Origin of the sequence: Fodinicurvata fenggangensis DSM 21160 (assembly GCF_000686045.1) — a bacterium.
GTDB lineage: Bacteria > Pseudomonadota > Alphaproteobacteria > Kiloniellales > DSM-21159 > Fodinicurvata > Fodinicurvata fenggangensis.
In genome coordinates this window covers 26,922-43,496 of sequence record NZ_JMLV01000016.1, presented here as the reverse complement: position 1 = coordinate 43,496, position 16,575 = coordinate 26,922, and the positions used below count along the sequence as shown (strand labels likewise).

17 protein-coding genes are annotated in these 16,575 nt (G+C 60.1%); 6 read left to right on the top strand and 11 right to left on the bottom strand.

The annotated features are described in order from the left end of the window. Positions 1-3: 3 nt before the first annotated feature. From BP38_RS0116670 to BP38_RS0116630, 9 genes are all read right to left on the bottom strand, one after another. The gene (locus BP38_RS0116670) at positions 4-2,103 is read right to left on the bottom strand and encodes an AsmA family protein (RefSeq protein ID WP_026988658.1); all 2,100 of its coding nucleotides are present in this window, start codon (positions 2,101-2,103) and stop codon (positions 4-6) included. Beyond that, a complete protein-coding gene (locus BP38_RS0116665; RefSeq protein WP_026988657.1) occupies positions 2,100-2,786 on the bottom strand; it encodes an HAD-IA family hydrolase in 687 nt (228 codons plus the stop codon). Before BP38_RS0116665 ends, BP38_RS0116670 begins: the two co-directional genes overlap by 4 nt. A gap of 28 nt (positions 2,787-2,814) precedes the next feature. Further along, positions 2,815-3,810 (bottom strand): RluA family pseudouridine synthase, encoded by a 996-nt coding sequence (locus BP38_RS21230; protein WP_051609481.1) that lies wholly within the window; start codon positions 3,808-3,810, stop codon positions 2,815-2,817. 4 nt (positions 3,811-3,814) lie between these two features. Further along, positions 3,815-4,195, bottom strand: a complete 381-nt coding sequence (crcB, locus tag BP38_RS0116655) for a fluoride efflux transporter CrcB (protein WP_026988656.1) — start codon at positions 4,193-4,195, stop codon at positions 3,815-3,817. An 83-nt stretch (positions 4,196-4,278) separates the two neighbouring features. Then, entirely contained in the window at positions 4,279-4,941 is a 663-nt protein-coding gene (locus BP38_RS21225; RefSeq protein WP_035725705.1) for a cysteine hydrolase family protein, read from the bottom strand. 146 nt (positions 4,942-5,087) lie between these two features. Next, the gene (locus BP38_RS0116645; RefSeq protein WP_026988655.1) at positions 5,088-6,386 is read right to left on the bottom strand and encodes a replication-associated recombination protein A; all 1,299 of its coding nucleotides are present in this window, start codon (positions 6,384-6,386) and stop codon (positions 5,088-5,090) included. Continuing rightward, entirely contained in the window at positions 6,383-7,699 is a 1,317-nt protein-coding gene (locus BP38_RS0116640) for a TRAP transporter large permease (protein ID WP_026988654.1), read from the bottom strand. Before BP38_RS0116640 ends, BP38_RS0116645 begins: the two co-directional genes overlap by 4 nt. Beyond that, positions 7,696-8,238, bottom strand: a complete 543-nt coding sequence (locus BP38_RS21220) for a TRAP transporter small permease (RefSeq protein ID WP_081816749.1) — start codon at positions 8,236-8,238, stop codon at positions 7,696-7,698. The genes BP38_RS0116640 and BP38_RS21220 overlap by 4 nt, the downstream gene beginning before the upstream one ends. Next, positions 8,239-9,285 (bottom strand): TRAP transporter substrate-binding protein, encoded by a 1,047-nt coding sequence (locus BP38_RS0116630; RefSeq protein ID WP_026988653.1) that lies wholly within the window; start codon positions 9,283-9,285, stop codon positions 8,239-8,241. It abuts the gene before it with no gap. A gap of 153 nt (positions 9,286-9,438) precedes the next feature. Between BP38_RS0116630 and BP38_RS0116625 the strand changes: the two genes are divergently transcribed. Further along, the gene (locus tag BP38_RS0116625; protein WP_035725678.1) at positions 9,439-10,128 is read left to right on the top strand and encodes a fumarylacetoacetate hydrolase family protein; all 690 of its coding nucleotides are present in this window, start codon (positions 9,439-9,441) and stop codon (positions 10,126-10,128) included. Positions 10,129-10,349: 221 nt separating this feature from the next. Continuing rightward, a complete protein-coding gene (locus BP38_RS0116620) occupies positions 10,350-11,186 on the top strand; it encodes a PRC-barrel domain-containing protein (protein WP_026988651.1) in 837 nt (278 codons plus the stop codon). A gap of 156 nt (positions 11,187-11,342) precedes the next feature. On the opposite strand, the gene efp is transcribed toward BP38_RS0116620, so the two are convergent. After that, positions 11,343-11,909, bottom strand: coding sequence for an elongation factor P (gene efp / locus BP38_RS0116615; RefSeq protein ID WP_322098976.1), 567 nt, complete (start codon positions 11,907-11,909; stop codon positions 11,343-11,345). 91 nt (positions 11,910-12,000) lie between these two features. On the opposite strand from efp, the gene epmA reads away from it, so the two are divergent. From epmA to BP38_RS0116600, 3 genes are all read left to right on the top strand, one after another. Continuing rightward, positions 12,001-13,080, top strand: a complete 1,080-nt coding sequence (epmA, locus tag BP38_RS0116610; RefSeq protein ID WP_026988649.1) for an EF-P lysine aminoacylase EpmA — start codon at positions 12,001-12,003, stop codon at positions 13,078-13,080. Between the two features lie 105 nt (positions 13,081-13,185). Next, positions 13,186-13,953, top strand: coding sequence for an alpha/beta hydrolase family protein (locus BP38_RS21955; RefSeq protein WP_051609478.1), 768 nt, complete (start codon positions 13,186-13,188; stop codon positions 13,951-13,953). Between the two features lie 156 nt (positions 13,954-14,109). Then, the gene (locus tag BP38_RS0116600; RefSeq protein WP_026988648.1) at positions 14,110-14,340 is read left to right on the top strand and encodes a hypothetical protein; all 231 of its coding nucleotides are present in this window, start codon (positions 14,110-14,112) and stop codon (positions 14,338-14,340) included. A gap of 2 nt (positions 14,341-14,342) precedes the next feature. On the opposite strand, the gene BP38_RS0116595 is transcribed toward BP38_RS0116600, so the two are convergent. After that, positions 14,343-14,984, bottom strand: coding sequence for a glutathione S-transferase family protein (locus BP38_RS0116595; RefSeq protein WP_026988647.1), 642 nt, complete (start codon positions 14,982-14,984; stop codon positions 14,343-14,345). A gap of 118 nt (positions 14,985-15,102) precedes the next feature. Between BP38_RS0116595 and BP38_RS21210 the strand changes: the two genes are divergently transcribed. Further along, positions 15,103-16,512 carry a leucyl aminopeptidase family protein gene (locus BP38_RS21210; protein WP_051609486.1) on the top strand — a complete coding sequence of 470 codons (1,410 nt, stop codon included), beginning with the start codon at positions 15,103-15,105 and terminating at the stop codon, positions 16,510-16,512. The last annotated feature ends 63 nt before the right edge of the window (positions 16,513-16,575 follow it).

The window sequence follows — 16,575 nt, the reverse complement described above, 5'->3', positions numbered from 1 at the left end:
CCATTAGTCTCCAAAAAGGCCCTTCAAACCTTCCTCCAGATCCTCGGCAACGCCTTTGACGGCATCCTCGCCCTGGCTGGATTCACTGGAAGGCGCGTCGGTCTCGCTCGAGGACTGGGTCTGTCCTTCTGTTTGGCCCAGGGCAGTCAGGCAGGGGTTGTCCTCTTCTTCCTGTGTTTCACTGTCCGAAGAACCGCCTGACATGATGGAGCCAAGAATTTCCTCGGGATTCTTGCCCGAACCGAACAGCTTGGCAGCGGCCTCCACGGTACCTGCGGGATCGGGGGAAAAACTTGGGTTCTTCAAAGTCCCCCGGACATTGAACGGGATGGCCAGGCTGACCAATGCCGTCTGCCGCGTCTTGGTGTCGAAATTCATGTTCAGGCTTTCATCACGCAAGTCGATGCGGCCACCACCCGCCACAGAGAAGGTTGATGTATCGAGGAGCTGTGCCTGGCTTGTGGCCACGCCATTCTCGAAAGCAAACCGGCTGACAATGCAGTTAAGCCGGGTTTGCTCATTGTCGCCAAGCAGTGGCCCCATGATTTCGGACAAACCGGTGGATACGACGGCCAGCAGGCGATTCGTGATCACGCCTTCATGGCCAATGATCTCGCTGCGTCCGTTCAGGCTGGAAGCCAGCGCACGCGGCGAACTGCCTGTTCCCTCCAGATCCAGGTTGATATCGGCCGTGCCCTCGACATCTTCGCTCAGATCGCGTTCACGCAACAGGCGGCCGTAGTCAAACCCCTCCATCGTCATGTCGATTGCAAGACGCGGTGTATCAGAGCTGCTGTCCAGCATGACCTCGCCATCCAGCATACCGCCGGAAATGCCGGCCTGGAGCGGCGTGACGTCCAGCCGCCCATTGGACAGTGCAAGGGTTACATCCACATCCGACACTTCCGTATCGGAGGGCAACCGCAACGTGGCAACGCGCGCGCGCAACTGGGCGTCCAGCCCTCGCAAGGCCTCGAGCGGCAGTTGCGTCTCCGGAATCAGGAACTGTGACTCGCTGTCGCCACTTCCCTCCGTATCACCGTCTTCCTCACTACCTTGCGAGCTATCCGTGCTTTCCATCTGGAAATCGGCCAAATCCAGCAAAGTGCTCTGCAGGTCCCCCGTAATCCGTGGCCGTTCGCCCGTCAGATCCAGTCCCGCATCTCCCGAAAGATCGCTTTCCCCCACTTCAAGGGTCATCCCATTCAGGAACAGTGCGGTCATCTCTCCTTCCACATGGCCCGCAAAGCTGTAGGGTCCAAGATCCGGCAGATCGTTTCCACCCAGTTCGGAAAAGGCCGCCAGGCTTTCGCCTTCAAGCTGGACCTGCAGGTCCAGCCTGGGATCACTGGTCATGCTGATGATGTTGCCGTTCAGGCTGATGTCGGCGTCGGCAAGCTGCCCTTCCAGCTTGACCGGATAATCGCCACCGCCCGTCAGGCGGTCCAGGCCGCCAACGGAACCGGCAAAGGAGAAGGGCACTTCGCGGACACCGCCTTCCAGATCCAGGTCGAGCAGTTCGCCCGATCCGGAAATCGTGGCACTGTCCAGGGACAGGGTCATGCTTTCACCGGTGTCGCCATTCCGGTAGGTGACCCGGCTGTCCTCGATGGAAACGGAATTGAGGTTCGGCATGCGCTGACGGCCCGTCTCGCGGGCCTGGTCAGCTGTCGTGGTTTCTTCCTCAGCCGTTTCACCTGTTTCCGTCGGCGTGAACCGCCAGTTCGGATTCCCCTCCGCATCTGTCTCCAGCAGGATATCCGCACCCACCAGTACCAGGCGCGTGACTTCGATATCCCCGCTCAGCAAGGGAATGAGCTCAACCTGAAGTTCGAATCGATCCAGGTTGATCATGTTGTCCCGGCTGCCATTCTCGATATTGGCAAGGCTTACATCGCTGATGGTCACGGCTGGCGACAACGACAGGGCGACATCGAGCGGACCATCGATGACAAGATCGCGCCCCGTTGCCTTGCGCGCTTCCTGCTGTGCAATCGCCTTGACTTCATCGAAGCTGTAGGTGGAGACAATCGCGTAGGCCGTCACCACCAGAGCGATGGGAATGACGACAATGGCCAGCAGAACCCACTTCAGTTTCCTCATTGTTCCGTCTCCACAAGATCTGACAGGTGATCGGGGATTTCCGAGAAGTCATCCAGCACCCTGAGTGCGCCCGCGGATATCAACTCGTGAGCTTCATGATAACCCCATTTCACGCCGATTGCATTGATACCGGCATTTCGCGCCATCTCGATATCGTAGGTCGTGTCCCCGATCAGGAGGGTCTCCTCGGGCTGGCAGGCCACCTCTTCCATCGCACGCAACACCATGCCCGGATGCGGCTTGCCGGGCGAGGTATCGGGGGTCTGGAAGGTACAGAACAGATGCGCCAGGCCGTGATGGTCCAATGAAGCCGAAAGCCCGCGTCGATTCTTGCCCGTGGCAATTCCCAGGAAAACCTCGGGCTCGTTGAGACGCTCCAGAGTAGGTCTGACTCCTGGGAACAGAGGCTCCTCGTAATCGGGATGCTGCCGCCAATCGAGGAAGGCACGGCGATAGCCCTCGCAGACCCGCGCAACGCTGTCCTTTTTCCGTTCGAGTGGCAACAAGCGCTCTATCGCCTCATCGAGACTGAGCCCCACTATGCGCCGGATATCACGGTCCAGAGGCGGCTCGAGTCCCGCATCAAGGAAGGATTGCCGCATGCAGCGCAGGATGTTCGCCTGGCTGTCCACAAGTGTGCCATCGAAATCAAACAGGATCAGGCGATAGGAATGAGCAGGCATGGTCTGTTCTGGAACTCCGGGATATGGATTAAAGGCCCAAGATATCGGCGGCCTTGAGGGCATAACCCGTTTCACTTTGAAAACCCAGCTTCCCGAATGCCGCTTCGAAATGCGAAGGCAGCGGGGCCGTCACGCGCAGGGTGGTGCCGTCGTCCGGATGCGGCAAGGTAATCTCGCGCGCCAGGAGCATCAGGCTTTCCGGTTTCCAGGGTTTGTCGGGAAAGGCCTGGCGACCGCCGTATTTTCCATCCCCCAGTATCGGATGCCCGATTGCGCTGCAATGGGCACGCAGTTGGTGGGTACGACCCGTGAGGGGGCGCAACGCAAGCCAGGTCACCTGCTTCCCAGATCGCGCAATCGTGGCGTAGCGGGAAACGGCCGACCGGGCATCTGCACCCTGTGTTTCCATCTTCTCCCTGCCTGTCGTCCCGGACTTGGCCAACGGCAGGTCGATTTCCCCCTTGTCCGGATCCGGACTGCCGACAACCAGTGCCCAATAGAGCTTAAGCGGTTCATCCCGCTTGAAGGAGGCCGCCAATCGACGCGCAGCTTCGGCTGTACGCGCCAACAGAAGGACACCGGCCGTATCACGGTCCAGGCGGTGTACCAGCCTTGGACGTTCGGATTTTTCGAACTGCAACAGATCCAGAAAGCCATCCAGGTGCCGGTGTTGGCCGCTGCCGCCCTGGACGGCCAGACCCGCTGGCTTGTCGATGGCCATCACCCAGTCATCCTGATAGAGGATGCGCGCCTTGAGATCGGCCGCTTCACGTGCCGAAGGCTCTGGAGCAGACCGCTTGGGCCGTTCGGTGCTCTGGCTGTCCATTCCCAGGGGCGGCACCCGAACCACCTGGCCCGACTCAAGGCGCGTGGAAGCCTTCGCGCGCCGGCCATCCACCCGAACCTGGCCCTTGCGCAACAGCTTCTCCAGGCGCCCGTGAGACAGACCGGGATAATGGCGCTTGAACCAGCGATCCAGGCGTTGCTCGGCTTCGCTGTCTTCGATTTTCCTGTTCTCTACCATGTTGTCATCCGGAACACAGGCGCACCAAGGCCTGACCTGCGGCAAACCCCGCAAGGGCCAGACTGACGGAAGCCAGGACATAAAGGCCGGCAGCCATCCACTGCCCCCTCTCAAACAGGAGTATCGTTTCCATCGAGAAGGTTGAAAAGGTGGTAAAGCCCCCAAGCAGGCCCACAGTCAGAAACAATCTAAGTTCCTGACCTGCATTCCAATGCAATGCAAACAGGCTGACAAGCAGACCCATCAGCACGCCCCCAAGGACATTCACGGAAAGGGTGCCAAAGGGGAACCCGAACCCGGTCACGCGCATGATCTGCGCTGACAGCAGGTAGCGGGCGACAGCTCCGATAGCGCCCCCAGCCGCAACAGCCAACAGCGAATGCATGATCAGTTCCCTTCTGGATCGTCTGGCCGAAAGCCTTTACCAGAAGGGTCCTGTCCGGAAAAGCCGTCGCTGCTCAGGTCCCTCTAAGCAGCGCTGTTCTGCCGTTTTCCGGAAAGCCACTCGAGGACGGCATCCGTTGTCTTCTGGTAAGCTCCAAGCCGGCCCAACTCATCCAATCCATCGCGGCTTGCATCACAGATGGCATCGCTGCCCGCGATGACACAGAAATCCCGGGCACAGCCCTCGTAGATCGTGGCGCGTCCTCCGGTCGGAAAATTGCACCCCACGACCACCAGAGTGCCAATACCCGACTCGCGCAGACGCTTTTCCAGTTCGGTTCCGTAGAAGGCTCCCCAGCGGGGTTTGTAGTAAGCCCACTCATTGGCACCGAATTCCTGGAACCCGCCTGACAACAGCTCTTCACTGTCCAGTCGGATGTCTGCCTTGGGCTTGATGTCGTCCAGCAACTCCGCACCCTGGGTCCCGGGCATCAGAACACGAAGCCCTTCCATGACAGCGGAACGGCGACAGAGGTCCACATTGGAGCCGTCCGGACGATAGAGGCGCACGGCATGGAAGATGGGCTTTTCGTACTCTCTGAACGCCTGCACGATCCTGCGGATACGTGGCAGGCAGGCACCCAGACCGGATGCCTGGATGGGAGAGCCCTGGCAGGCAAAATCGCGCTGCAGGTCGATGGTCAGAAGAGCGACCGCGGAACGGTCGGGAACGTTTTGCTCGGTCATGGTCTTTGTCATGCAGATCCTGTACCGGCCTACTGGCAAAAGCTGATTTCACGTAGCCGTGGACCTTACGCGGACAGAGCGCCAAAACAAGGATCAGCTTTGCATGACGGAATCGCAGGTTGCGCAAGGCTACGCTAGACAGTTCTTTATGAACCCTTTTTCGCCCTCAGGCGTGCCCAATAATCCAGTCTCTTGGCAATTTCCCGTTCAAACCCTCTCTCCACAGGTTGATAGAACGCTTGACGCTCCATCTCCTCCGGGAAGTAATCCTGGCCCGAGAAGCCTTCCTCGGTGTTATGGTCATAGGCATAGCCCTCGGCATAGCCCAGTTGCTTCATCAGCTTGGTGGGGGCGTTCAGGATGTGTTTGGGGGGCGCCAGGGAACCCGTTTCGCGAGCGGTTTTCAGGGCAACTTTCGAGGCCTTGTATGCGGCATTGGACTTGGGCGCGGTTCCCATGTAGATGACCGCCTGGACCAGGGCCAGCTCGCCTTCCGGACTGCCCAGACGGTTGTAGGCATCCCAGGCGGCCAGGGCCTGGGAAAGCGCCTGAGGATCAGCCAGACCAATGTCTTCGGACGCAAAGCGCACCAGGCGGCGCGCAACGTATTCCGGATCCTCGCCGCCATCGATCATCCGGGAAAACCAATAGAGGGCCGCGTCGGTATCCGAGCCCCTCAGCGACTTGTGCAGCGCACTGATCAGGTTGTAGTGGCTTTCCTGCCCCTTGTCATAGATTGGCGCGCGCTTCTGTACCACGGCAACCAGGTCAGCCGTGGTCAGCTGGGCCTCCGCCGGCTCCGCCAATAGTCGCTCGGCCAGGTTCAGAAGGTATCGCCCGTCCCCATCTGCCATGGCCAACAGGGCACTGCGTGCTTCCTCATCCAACGGCAGGCTGCGTCCAGCTTCAGCCTCCGCCCGGCTCATCAGTTCACTCAGGGCCGGCTCGCCTAGCCGGTTGAGCACATACACCTGACAGCGGGACAGCAGGGCCGGATTCAGCTCGAAGGAAGGATTCTCCGTCGTGGCGCCGATCAGGGTGACCGTGCCATCCTCCACATAGGGCAGGAAACCGTCCTGCTGAGCCCGATTGAAGCGATGCACCTCATCGATGAAGAGCAACGTGCCCTGCCCGGCACCTCGACGTTCCTTGGCGCGTTCGAAGACCTTGCGCAAATCTGCAACCCCGGAAAAGACCGCAGATAATGGCTCGAAGGCCAGGTCGCTTGCTTCCGCGATCAGGCGGGCGATGGTCGTCTTGCCGCAACCCGGCGGTCCCCACAGGATCATCGAGGCCAGTCGCCCCTGCTGGACCATGCGCCCGATCGGGGCCTCCGGGGACAGAAGGTGCTCCTGTCCCACGACGTCCTCCAGACGGGTTGGCCGCAAGCGGTCTGCAAGCGGTCGATCCGCCGTGTTTTCGAAAAGGCTCTCCGTCGAACTCATGCAAACCTCAGGGCAAACAGTACAATGCCCGGAAACGCTACCAGAAGGGCGACACGCGCCACTTCCGCAATCAGGAAGGGCAGGACGCCGCGAAAGGTTTCCAGCATCGGAACATCCTTCGCGATGGCATTGATGACAAAGACATTGAGACCGACGGGCGGCGTAATCAAGCCAAGTTCCACCACGATCACGACCAGGACACCGAACCAGATTGCGGTTTCCTCGTGGCTCAGACCGAAATCCAGGCCGCTTACAATGGGAAAGAGAATGGGAATGGTCAGCAGGATCATGGACAGACTGTCCATCACGCAGCCCAGCACAAGATAGAACAGCAGTATGCCCCCGATGACCAGATAGGGGGACAGCTCTGCCGCCGTGATCCAGGAAGCAGCCTCCATCGGCATGCGGGTCATGGCGAGGAAAGAGGAATAGACCTCGGCCCCCAGCAGGATCAGGAAGATCATGGCCGTGGTCTGCGCTGTGCCCAGAAGAACGTCTTTCCAGCCTCCATTGGCCAATCCCCCCTTCAGCAGAGCCAATAGACCGGTTGCCGCAGCCCCGACAGCAGCGGCCTCAGTTGGCGTGAAAATGCCTCCGTAGATGCCCCCGATCACGGCCAGGAAAATGGCCAGTGCGGGCCAGATGGACAGCAACGTACGCAAGCGTTCCCTCCAGGATGTCTTGGGCGCCGACGGCCCCTCGGCTGGAAACAGGCGGACATAGACCGAAACGGCCAACATGAAGCCAAATACCGCCAGAAGTGCCGGAACAAAGGCGGCCAGGAACATGGCGGCGACATTCTGCTCGGTCAGGATGGCGTAGATCACCAGGATGACCGATGGCGGAATAAGGATGCCCAGGGTTCCGCCGGCAGCCAGCGTTCCTGTGGAAAGCGCACCAGAGTAGCCATAGCGGCGCATCTCGGGCAGGGCCACCTGCCCCATGGTGGATGCCGTCGCCGTGGACGAGCCGCAAATGGCCCCAAACCCGGCACAGCCGCCAATTCCGGCGATAGCCAGACCGCCGCGCCGGTGCCCCAGGAAGACATAGGCAGCGCGGAAGAGTGCTTCCGACAGCCCCGCGCGGGTAGCGAACTGCCCCATCAGCAAGAACAACGGGATGACCGAGAAGGAATAGTTGGCAAACAGATAATAGGGTGTGGTCTTCAGGTAATTCAGCAAGGCGGCTTCGCCATTGACCAGCATATAACCACCGCCGCCTACGACCAGCATGGCCACCCCGATTGGAAGGCGCAGGGCCAACAGCACCAGGAGCAGGGGAAAACTGGCGAGTCCCAGCGAGAAAGCCGTCATCTCCCGCTCTCGTCCCGGCCGGGGCCAAGGAAGCGGCGCAGCAGTCCGTAAAGGCATACAACGGCCAGCAAACCGCAAGCGAGAACGGCCGGCACAAAGCCCCACCACACGGGCAGGCGCAGCACCATGGTCGATTCCCCGTACTGCAGGACATCGAGCGCGCCAGCACTCAGTCGCCAGGTCAGCAGGACGGCAATCGCCAGAAAGAGGAAATCAGCCAGGCCATCCAGAAAAAGCCTCAGCCGAGGACCGAACCACCGACTGAAGAAATCCACCTGCGCATGGCCGCGCACCAGATAGCAATAGGGCAGGAAGGTGAAAACCGCGGTTGCGCAGCCCATTTCCACGATCTCGTAATCACCACCCAGTCCGCTGCCCAGAAAGGCACGCCCCAGAATGCTGACCACCGTAAGGATTGCCACCAGGGAAAGCGCCAGGCCGCCGAGAATGGCGAAGCCAGCAGCCACGGCATGAATCCAGCGGTCCCACAGGGCCCAGAGAGGAGCCGTCCCGTTCTCAGCTCCACCTGTCATTGCCATTCATTTCTCGCTGTATTGCTCGATCAACTGCCGGGCGGTTGACAGCAGGGCCGCTCCGTCATCACCAGATTCATCCCGCTCGGCAATCCATGCATCGATCACCGGTTGGCTGGCTTCGCGCCACCGCTGCAGTTCCTTGCCCTCGATTATGTCGAAGGCATGGCCCTCCTCTCGCGCCGCTTCGCGCCCCGGCTCCTCCGCCTTGTCCCAGGTGGCGCCGATCTCCAGAGCAAGGTCGATGCCGCTGTTGTCATCGATCACCTGGCGCAGGTCCTGCGGCAAGGATTCATAGCGCTGCTTGTTCATCAGGAACAGGAAAACCGCCGTGTAGAGGCCGCGCTCACCATGGAATTCGGTATGGCTGTCTGTCAGTTCATGCATGCGCAAGGAGCGCGTCACCTCATAGGGCAGAGCCGCCCCCTGGATAACACCTTTGGAAATGGCTTCCGGCACCTGCGGCACCGGCATCCCGACCGGCGAAGCCCCGATTTCCTCCAGGGTATCGTTGATGATGCGGGTTGGCGCCCTCACCTTCACGTTCTGGATATCCTCCAGCGTGCGGATACGCTTGCCCTTCATGTGCAGGCTGCCCGGCGCATGGGCATGCACCAGAATTGGATGCACGTCGGCCAATTCATCTCTGGCATGGCTTTCGTAGTAACGCTGGGCCGCGGCACTGGTGGCCCTAGCGTTCCCCGGCACGAACGGCAGCTCGAAAACCTCCAGCTTGGGAAAGCGCCCCGGGGTATAGCCAGGCAGGGTCCAGACCATGTCCACCACGCCGTCACGCACCTGGTCGAAAAGCTGGGGCGCGCGTCCTCCCAGCTGCATCGTTGGATAGATCTCGATGGCGATACGGCCATCCGACTGGCCCTCGACGCGTTCAGCCCAGGGCTCAAGCAGTTCGACCTGTACCGTGGAAGATGCCGGCAGGAAGTGATGGATGCGCAAGGTAACGTCTTGGGCCTGGGCGCTTGCCGCCAGGGCCACCCCCAGCAAAAGACAAGCAGGCGCGGTTAATGCCTGTCGGAATTTCAGCCTGAACATAAAGTGTGCCCCCTTTTCCTGCGCGACGTGACCCAACTCTCTGGCCCACCTGAACCGCAACAGCTATAGAAGCATGCCTGCTTCAGGTAAAGTTGACAGGAATCCACTTTCTCTGCAGCAAATCCGACTCTCACCCTAGCAGAAGGCGCGACCATGACAGACATCCCAGCTCCCTGGACACAACCCTTCCTGCCGATCTTCGGCCGACAGGAAACCTTCCCGGTACGCCGCATATTCTGCGTCGGACGGAATTATTCCGAGCATGTGCGGGAAATGGGCGAGGACAGCCGGGAACTGCCCTTCTTCTTCATGAAACCGGCCAGCAGTCTGCTGCCTGAAGGTCAGGATTTCCCCTATCCCTCGGAAAGCCAGAATGTTCACCATGAAATCGAGCTCGTGGTGGCCTTGGGCACCGGCGGGCGAAACATCACACGGGACAAGACGCACCAGCATATCTTCGGCTATGGGGTTGGCCTCGACATGACCCGGCGGGATCTTCAGGGGGAAGCCAAGAAGAAGGGCCGTCCCTGGGAAGTGGGCAAGGCCTTTGATTGTTCCGCGCCCTGCTCGCGCCTTTACCCGGCCTCAGAAATCGGCCACCCCAGCGAAGGCAAGATCGCCCTGGCGGTAGACGGCGAAGAACGCCAGTCCGGGGACCTTTCACAGATGACCTGGTCTGTAGAGGAGCTGCTGTCCCACCTCAGCCGCTATTTCACCCTCTTGCCCGGCGACCTGGTTTATACCGGCACGCCCTCCGGCGTGGGGCCGGTCCTTCCCGGCAACAGCTTGTACGGCAGCATAGAACGCATTGGAGAGTTGACCTGTCAGGTCGTTCAATCCTGAAACCTGGACAGATGCACCTTCTCCTCTGCTTGAAATGAGGAAAAACGATAAGCTGCGCTTGTGACAGATTCTGTACATGCGCGCCTCATCCACCTGTAAACAGGGATATTCTGTGGAATGAAAGGGACATCGCTGGGGCATTGTTGGTAGGTACATTGCAGGCTTCATAGGGCCACCCAACCTCTGTTGAACCGAACAACGGTTTTTAATGAGGTGAAATCATGAAACCCCGTATCACCACCCTGATTCCCGCTGCCGCCTTGCTGCTGGCTTCAACAAGCCTGGCAGTGGCCCAGTCCTCCATCACCTCCGAACAGGATAGTGGACAGCCTGCGGAAACCACCCAATCCTCTCCGGAATCTGGCTCGGACGTGAATGCCGAGAGCGGTGAAGGGGAAAGCGAGAAGGAGGATTACGCCGGCGACGAGGAAGGCGCCGAACTGGGCGAAGCCTTCGATGACGATGCGGCGCATTCCGCCGAGGAAGGCGCCAAGGTCGAGGAGGAAGATGACATTGGAGCCGCCGAGGAGACCGAGGAGGCTGCCGAGGATACAGCCGAGAGCGTAGAAGATACGGCTGAAGATGCCGCCGAAAGCGTCGAGGAAACCGCCGAGGAGGCTGCCGAGGAGACCGAAGACGCAGTCGAAGGCGCGGATGAAGCCATGGACGAAGCCCTGGATGAGGACGAGGCCGAAAGCACATCCGTGGAAACCTCCGAGGATGACAGCGTCGACATATCCCAGCTGCGCCCCCTCGAAGGCGAATATGAGGGTGTCACACTCAGCAACGGCATGAATGCCGAAGACGTTGCCGGCGCCGCCATCGTCAACCAGGAGGGCGACGAGGTTGCCCGTGTTGACGATCTTCTCGCCAATGAAGCTGGCGAGGTTCAGGCCGTCCTTGCCAAATCAGGCGGTATTCTTGGCATCGGCGCCAAGGAACTCGCCATTGAGCTCTCAGAGCTCTCTCCGGGCGAGGAAGGTGAATTGGTGACCTCTCTCACGGAAGAGGACATTGAGGATATGCCGGAATACGAAGCCCCTGAAGATATGGAATAAGTGCTTCCCTGCCCCTGCCTCCCATCCCTGCCCCCTGAGGAGGCAGGGGCTTTTTTCCGAATTTTGGTCTCAAAGAACAAAAGCCCCCCTGTTGCTTGGCAACAGGGGGGCTTTTGTCTGAACAGCGTTTTCCGTTCCTGGAAACAGCGTGTCCGCTCAGTCCTTGGCACGCTCCTGATACGTGTTGTCCGCCGTGTTCACGATCACCCGCGTGCCGGCGGTGATGTGCGAGGGGACCATGACACGCAGGCCATTGCTGAGACTGGCAGGCTTGTTGGAAGAGGCCGCTGTCTGACCCTTGACGACAGGCTCCGTCTCCGTGACTTCGAGCGTCACCCGCTGGGGCAGCTCAATGCTGACCGGAACTCCCTCGTGCAGATAGACCTTCACCACGAGCCCTTCCTGCAGATAGACCTCGCCATCGCCAATCACCTGCTTGGGGATGATGATCTGGTCGAAGGTGTTGACCTCCATGAAGGCCGACCCATCGGCATCTTCATAAAGATACTGATAGTCCCCTTCCTCGATGAAGGCCTTTTCCACCTGCTCCGTGGTGCGGAAGCGCTCCGAAACCTTGACGCCATCGCTGATGCGGCGCATTTCCAGCTGGGTTACGGGTGTTCCCTTGCCCGGCTGGATGTTGTCGGCCTTGAGAACGACGTAGAGCTTGTCATTGTACTCGACAACATTGCCCTGACGCAGTGCACTGGCATTCACTTTCACGATCGAATATCCCTAATGAATAAGATGCCGGAAGCTAACAGCTTCCCCGCCTTCCCTCAACGCCAAGCCGCACCGGAACGGCGCCAGTAGCATGACCACAGATTCGGAAAACTGGTGGAATCCCGAGAGCTATGCCCGGCGACGCCCGAACCTGATCAAGAGAATGCATATCCTGAACAGGATACGCCGGTACTTCCTCGATCAGGATTTCATGGAGGTCGAAACCCCGGCCCTGCAGGTCTCTCCCGGCCTCGAGCCCCACCTGCAGGCCTTTGAAACCCGACTGAACACACCGGACGGCAGACAGGCACAGCTTTACCTTCATACCTCTCCCGAGTTTGCCTGCAAGAAGCTGCTGGTCGCCGGGGAAAGGCGGCTCTTTACCCTTGCACGCGTGTTTCGCAATGCCGAAGCCTCGTCCCTGCACCACCCGGAGTTCACACTGCTTGAATGGTACAGGGCGCGGGAAGGCTACGAAGCCCTGATGCAGGACTGCCAGAACCTGCTGCGTGCCATCGCACGCCAGCTGGAGCAGACCTCAATCACATGGAAGGGGCGACAGGTCGAGCTGTTCCAGTCCTGGACTTACCTTTCCGTGCCCGAAGCCTTTCAGCGTTTCGCCAATATCGACCTGTTGGCAACGACGGCAGATCCCTGGTCTCCCGATGTGGACCTATTGGCCGCAGCAGCCAGGCGACAGGGTATCCGGACGGCCGAGGATGACGATTGGCAAGCCGTTTTTACCCGAATCCTGCTGGAGAAGATCGAGCCGCATCTGGGTTACGGCACCCCCACCATCCTCTATGACTACCCGGTCAGCCAGGCCGCGTTGTCCCGGCCAAAACCGTCAGACCCCAGGCTGGCCGAACGCTTCGAGCTCTATGTCGCAGGCGTCGAACTCGCCAACGCCTTCGGCGAACTGACCGATAGCAGGGAGCAGGGTCGACGCTTCCAGGCGGACTGCGATGAAAAGCACCGCATCTATGGCCACCGCTATCCCATCGATGAAGACTTCCTGGCCGCCCTCGAGCATGGAATGCCGGAAGCAGCCGGGATCGCGCTTGGTATTGATCGTCTTGTCATGCTCTTCACCGGAGCCGAGGACGTCGAGGATGTTCTCTGGGCCCCCGTCCGGCCAGCACAGTCACTTGATGACGACGACTCGAAGTGACCAAAACCCAAAATGTCGAAAATGAAGCGGCTTTTTGTTGAGACGGGGGCGGGTTTTGGTGTTATAGAACCACTGGTCCAATCATCCGGGAGGCATTGGCAGAGCATGCGGAAACGTAGAGAAGCCATTTTTCCGGCCCTGACCGGCCTCGTTCTCAGCTTTTTCCTGCTGTTTCCCATTCCAGAAAGCCACGCCATCAATGGGGCCCAGGTCGTCAACGGCATGGGAAGCTTCAAGGTCGAGGGCCGCAACGTGCGGATCGACATGGCCCTGCCCGAAGGGGCCAGGTCCGACGCACCGGTCCCGGCCGTCGCAGTTCTGCACGGCGCCAGCGGCCTGGGAAGCGGGACCCTGTTCTACCCCATAGTTGAACAGCTGGTAAACGAAGGCATTGCCGCTTTCATCGTTCACTACTTCGATGGCCTGAGTGTCGCGAACAAGTCCAGCCCGGCTTATTTCCAGCAACGTGACCGAGTGGTAGGCGAAGCCCTCGAATACATAGCGAAGCTTCCCAAGGTCGATGCGGAGCGCATTGGTGTCTACGGCTTCTCCCTCGGCGCCTTTCAGGCACTTGGCCGCGCTACGCAGGACGAACGCATCAAGGCCGTGGTTGCCGTCGGCGGGGGACTCTCCTGGGATATCGACCGCTCCCGCATAGAATCCATGCCACCGACCCTGATTCTCCACGGTGCACGGGATTCCGTAGTCCCGGTTGGCCGCGCTCATGAAGCGGCCAAGGTGCTCAAGACAGTGGGGGCCAACTACGAGCTGCAGATCTATGATGGGCAGGCTCACACCCTGCGCGGCTCTACATTCGATGACAGCCTGCGGCGCACCTCCAACTTCTTCCTGCGCACTTTGAAGTTTCGCTAAGCTGGCCAAGAGAGCTGAAGAGTCCTCTCGATACCTTCAACGCATTATCACGCGGATGACATCATAACATCACCAAGCCTGCTGTAGTCTGGGCGGTAATCCACCAGCGTCACCTGCTACCCAGGACCGGCGCTGTCACCCAGCGAGGACAGACTGATGCAGGTATTCGGAAACTCAGGCGCACTTCTTATAGAGACCGACGAACGCGGTGTCGGACTTGCAATCCGCGAAGGTGAGCACTTTCGCTTCACTGCGCTCGACCCGCGCTATGACAACCTTGATGGGCAACTTTTCGGCAGTCCCGAAGAAGTCGAGAGGGCCATCCAACGGCAGGGTGCAGACAGCCAGAAGAATAATGGTCAGCGATCACCGGCCCATGCGGCGTGAACTCAGGCCGTCAGGTTGAAATCCCAAGCTTCCTGCCGGGCAGCGTTCAGCCATTCCTGGTACAGGGGCCATTCCTGGACCTGCTGCATGTAAGCCTGCCCTAGTGGTCCCGGCAAGATCCCGTAAGTGGCAAAACGGCTGGCCACGGGGGCATAGAAGGCATCGGCAAGCCCAGGTGCACCGAACAGGAAACCTGTGCCGCCAACGGCCTCCAGGCAGTCTTCCCAGATTGCACTGATACGTTCCACATCCCGCTGTGTGTCCGCAGACAGCTCGGCCGGACGGTGCGCCCGCATGTCCATCGGGCATTCCTTCCTCAGGGCGACGAAGCCGGCATGCATTTCGGCAATTATGCTGCGTGCACGCGCTCGCGCAGGACGTTCGGCAGGCAACAGGCCGACCTGGGGGCAGAGATCTGCCAGATATTCGCCAATGGCCAGGCTGTCCCAGATAGTGTTTCCCTCATGAAGCAATGCCGGCACCTTGCCGCTGGGAGACCAGGTCAGAATGCGCTCCGCTGTATCCTTGCGGCGCAGAGGGATCACCTCTTCACGAAAGGAAAGCCCGGCCTGTCTCAGGGGCAGCCAGGCCCGCAGAGACCAGGACGAGTAGTTCTTGTTTCCGATAACCAGTGTAGTATCCATGAAACGCTCGCGAAGACTTGGCGCAGACTGCTTGGTTGTTCAGCTTGCCCGTGCGAGCCTGCCTTCGCAAATCTTTCTTCAACTCCCTTCTGGTGAAGCGATCACGATGACAAATCATATGCTTGCGTCTCTCGCAGATTCCTCCGGTCACGCCATCGCCCTGCGTATCCTGGACGCGAAAAGCCTGGAAAGCTGGCTGGCCGATCAGCCGGACGAGGTGCGCGCCTGGGTGACAGCAAACGGGTTCAGCGCGAAAAGCGGCAGCTTCTGTCCCCTGCCGGGCAGGGATGGTCATTTGAGCGAAATGCTGGCCGGCGTCGAGGCCCTGGACGACATATGGTCCTACGGTGCCTTGCCGGCCTCCCTACCCCCCGGGACCTATGAAATTCAGCCCGCCCTCGACAGGGAAAGCGCAAATGCGGCCGCACTTGGATGGGCACTCGGCAGTTACAGTTACAACCACTATCGCAAGCTGGACCGCCTGTCCGCTTCACTGGTGTGGCCGCAGAATTGCGATACCGAGACCGTCAAACGCCTGGTCCGGGGCATCGGATTGACGCGCGACTTGATCAATACGCCGGCGAACGACATGGGGCCGGAGGAGTTGGAGGAAGCTGCGCGCCAACTTGCTGGCGAGCATGGCGCCGCCTTGCATGTCACCGAGGGGGAGACACTGCTCGAGGAGAACTATCCCGCCATTCATGCGGTGGGCCGTGCCTCCACACGCACCCCTCGCCTGATTGACCTGCGGTGGTCCGGCGGCGATCAGGCGGCGCCCCTCATCGTTCTGGTGGGCAAGGGCGTCTGCTTCGATACAGGCGGCCTGGACCTGAAACCGGCCGAGGGAATGAAGATCATGAAGAAGGACATGGGCGGTGCCGCCCATGTCCTGGGGCTTGCATCCACGATCATGGAAGCAGACCTGCCAGTTCGCCTGCGTGTACTCATTCCCGCAGTGGAGAACGCGGTTTCCGGAAATGCCTTCCGTCCCATGGATGTCATACAAACGCGTAAGGGCCTGAGCGTGGAGATCGGGAACACAGACGCCGAAGGTCGTCTGGTGTTGGCCGACGCACTCTGCGAAGCCGGTAGCGAGAAGGTCGACCTGCTGCTCGACTTCGCGACTCTGACCGGTGCGGCACGAGTGGCCCTGGGCCCCGATCTGCCGGCCATGTTCTGCAATGACGAAGCACTGGCTTCCTCTCTGTCGCAGCATGGCGAAAGGCAGCGGGACAGCATCTGGCGCCTGCCGCTGCACCAGCCCTATCGTGAGAAACTGAAAAGCAAGGTTGCCGATCTGAACAACGTTTCGGAAGGCCCCTTTGCCGGCGCCATCACGGCCGCCTTGTTCCTGGAGCACTTCATTCCCCCGGAAACACCCTGGGTGCACTTCGATGTCTATGGCTGGAACCAGAGCGACCGTCCCGGTCGGCCGGCCGGCGGCGAAGCCATGGCCCTGCGTGCAGTCTACAGCCTGATCGAGGAGCGGGCATTGGCAGGCAAGTCGATCAGCAACGATAGCGCATGACAGAGCGGGCCCGGAGTCCAAGGACTCCGGGCCCGCAGCGCATCAGGCTTACTTTACGAGAAA

Coding starts and splice junctions, on each gene's coding strand:
- BP38_RS0116670 (WP_026988658.1), bottom strand. CDS start 2,103: ATGAGGAAACTGAAGTGGGTTCTGCTGGCCATTGTCGTCATTCCCATC.
- BP38_RS0116665 (WP_026988657.1), bottom strand. CDS start 2,786: ATGCCTGCTCATTCCTATCGCCTGATCCTGTTTGATTTCGATGGCACA.
- BP38_RS21230 (WP_051609481.1), bottom strand. CDS start 3,810: ATGGTAGAGAACAGGAAAATCGAAGACAGCGAAGCCGAGCAACGCCTG.
- crcB (WP_026988656.1), bottom strand. CDS start 4,195: ATGCATTCGCTGTTGGCTGTTGCGGCTGGGGGCGCTATCGGAGCTGTC.
- BP38_RS21225 (WP_035725705.1), bottom strand. CDS start 4,941: ATGACCGAGCAAAACGTTCCCGACCGTTCCGCGGTCGCTCTTCTGACC.
- BP38_RS0116645 (WP_026988655.1), bottom strand. CDS start 6,386: ATGAGTTCGACGGAGAGCCTTTTCGAAAACACGGCGGATCGACCGCTT.
- BP38_RS0116640 (WP_026988654.1), bottom strand. CDS start 7,699: ATGACGGCTTTCTCGCTGGGACTCGCCAGTTTTCCCCTGCTCCTGGTG.
- BP38_RS21220 (WP_081816749.1), bottom strand. CDS start 8,238: ATGGCAATGACAGGTGGAGCTGAGAACGGGACGGCTCCTCTCTGGGCC.
- BP38_RS0116630 (WP_026988653.1), bottom strand. CDS start 9,285: ATGTTCAGGCTGAAATTCCGACAGGCATTAACCGCGCCTGCTTGTCTT.
- BP38_RS0116625 (WP_035725678.1), top strand. CDS start 9,439: ATGACAGACATCCCAGCTCCCTGGACACAACCCTTCCTGCCGATCTTC.
- BP38_RS0116620 (WP_026988651.1), top strand. CDS start 10,350: ATGAAACCCCGTATCACCACCCTGATTCCCGCTGCCGCCTTGCTGCTG.
- epmA (WP_026988649.1), top strand. CDS start 12,001: ATGACCACAGATTCGGAAAACTGGTGGAATCCCGAGAGCTATGCCCGG.
- BP38_RS21955 (WP_051609478.1), top strand. CDS start 13,186: ATGCGGAAACGTAGAGAAGCCATTTTTCCGGCCCTGACCGGCCTCGTT.
- BP38_RS0116600 (WP_026988648.1), top strand. CDS start 14,110: ATGCAGGTATTCGGAAACTCAGGCGCACTTCTTATAGAGACCGACGAA.
- BP38_RS0116595 (WP_026988647.1), bottom strand. CDS start 14,984: ATGGATACTACACTGGTTATCGGAAACAAGAACTACTCGTCCTGGTCT.
- BP38_RS21210 (WP_051609486.1), top strand. CDS start 15,103: ATGCTTGCGTCTCTCGCAGATTCCTCCGGTCACGCCATCGCCCTGCGT.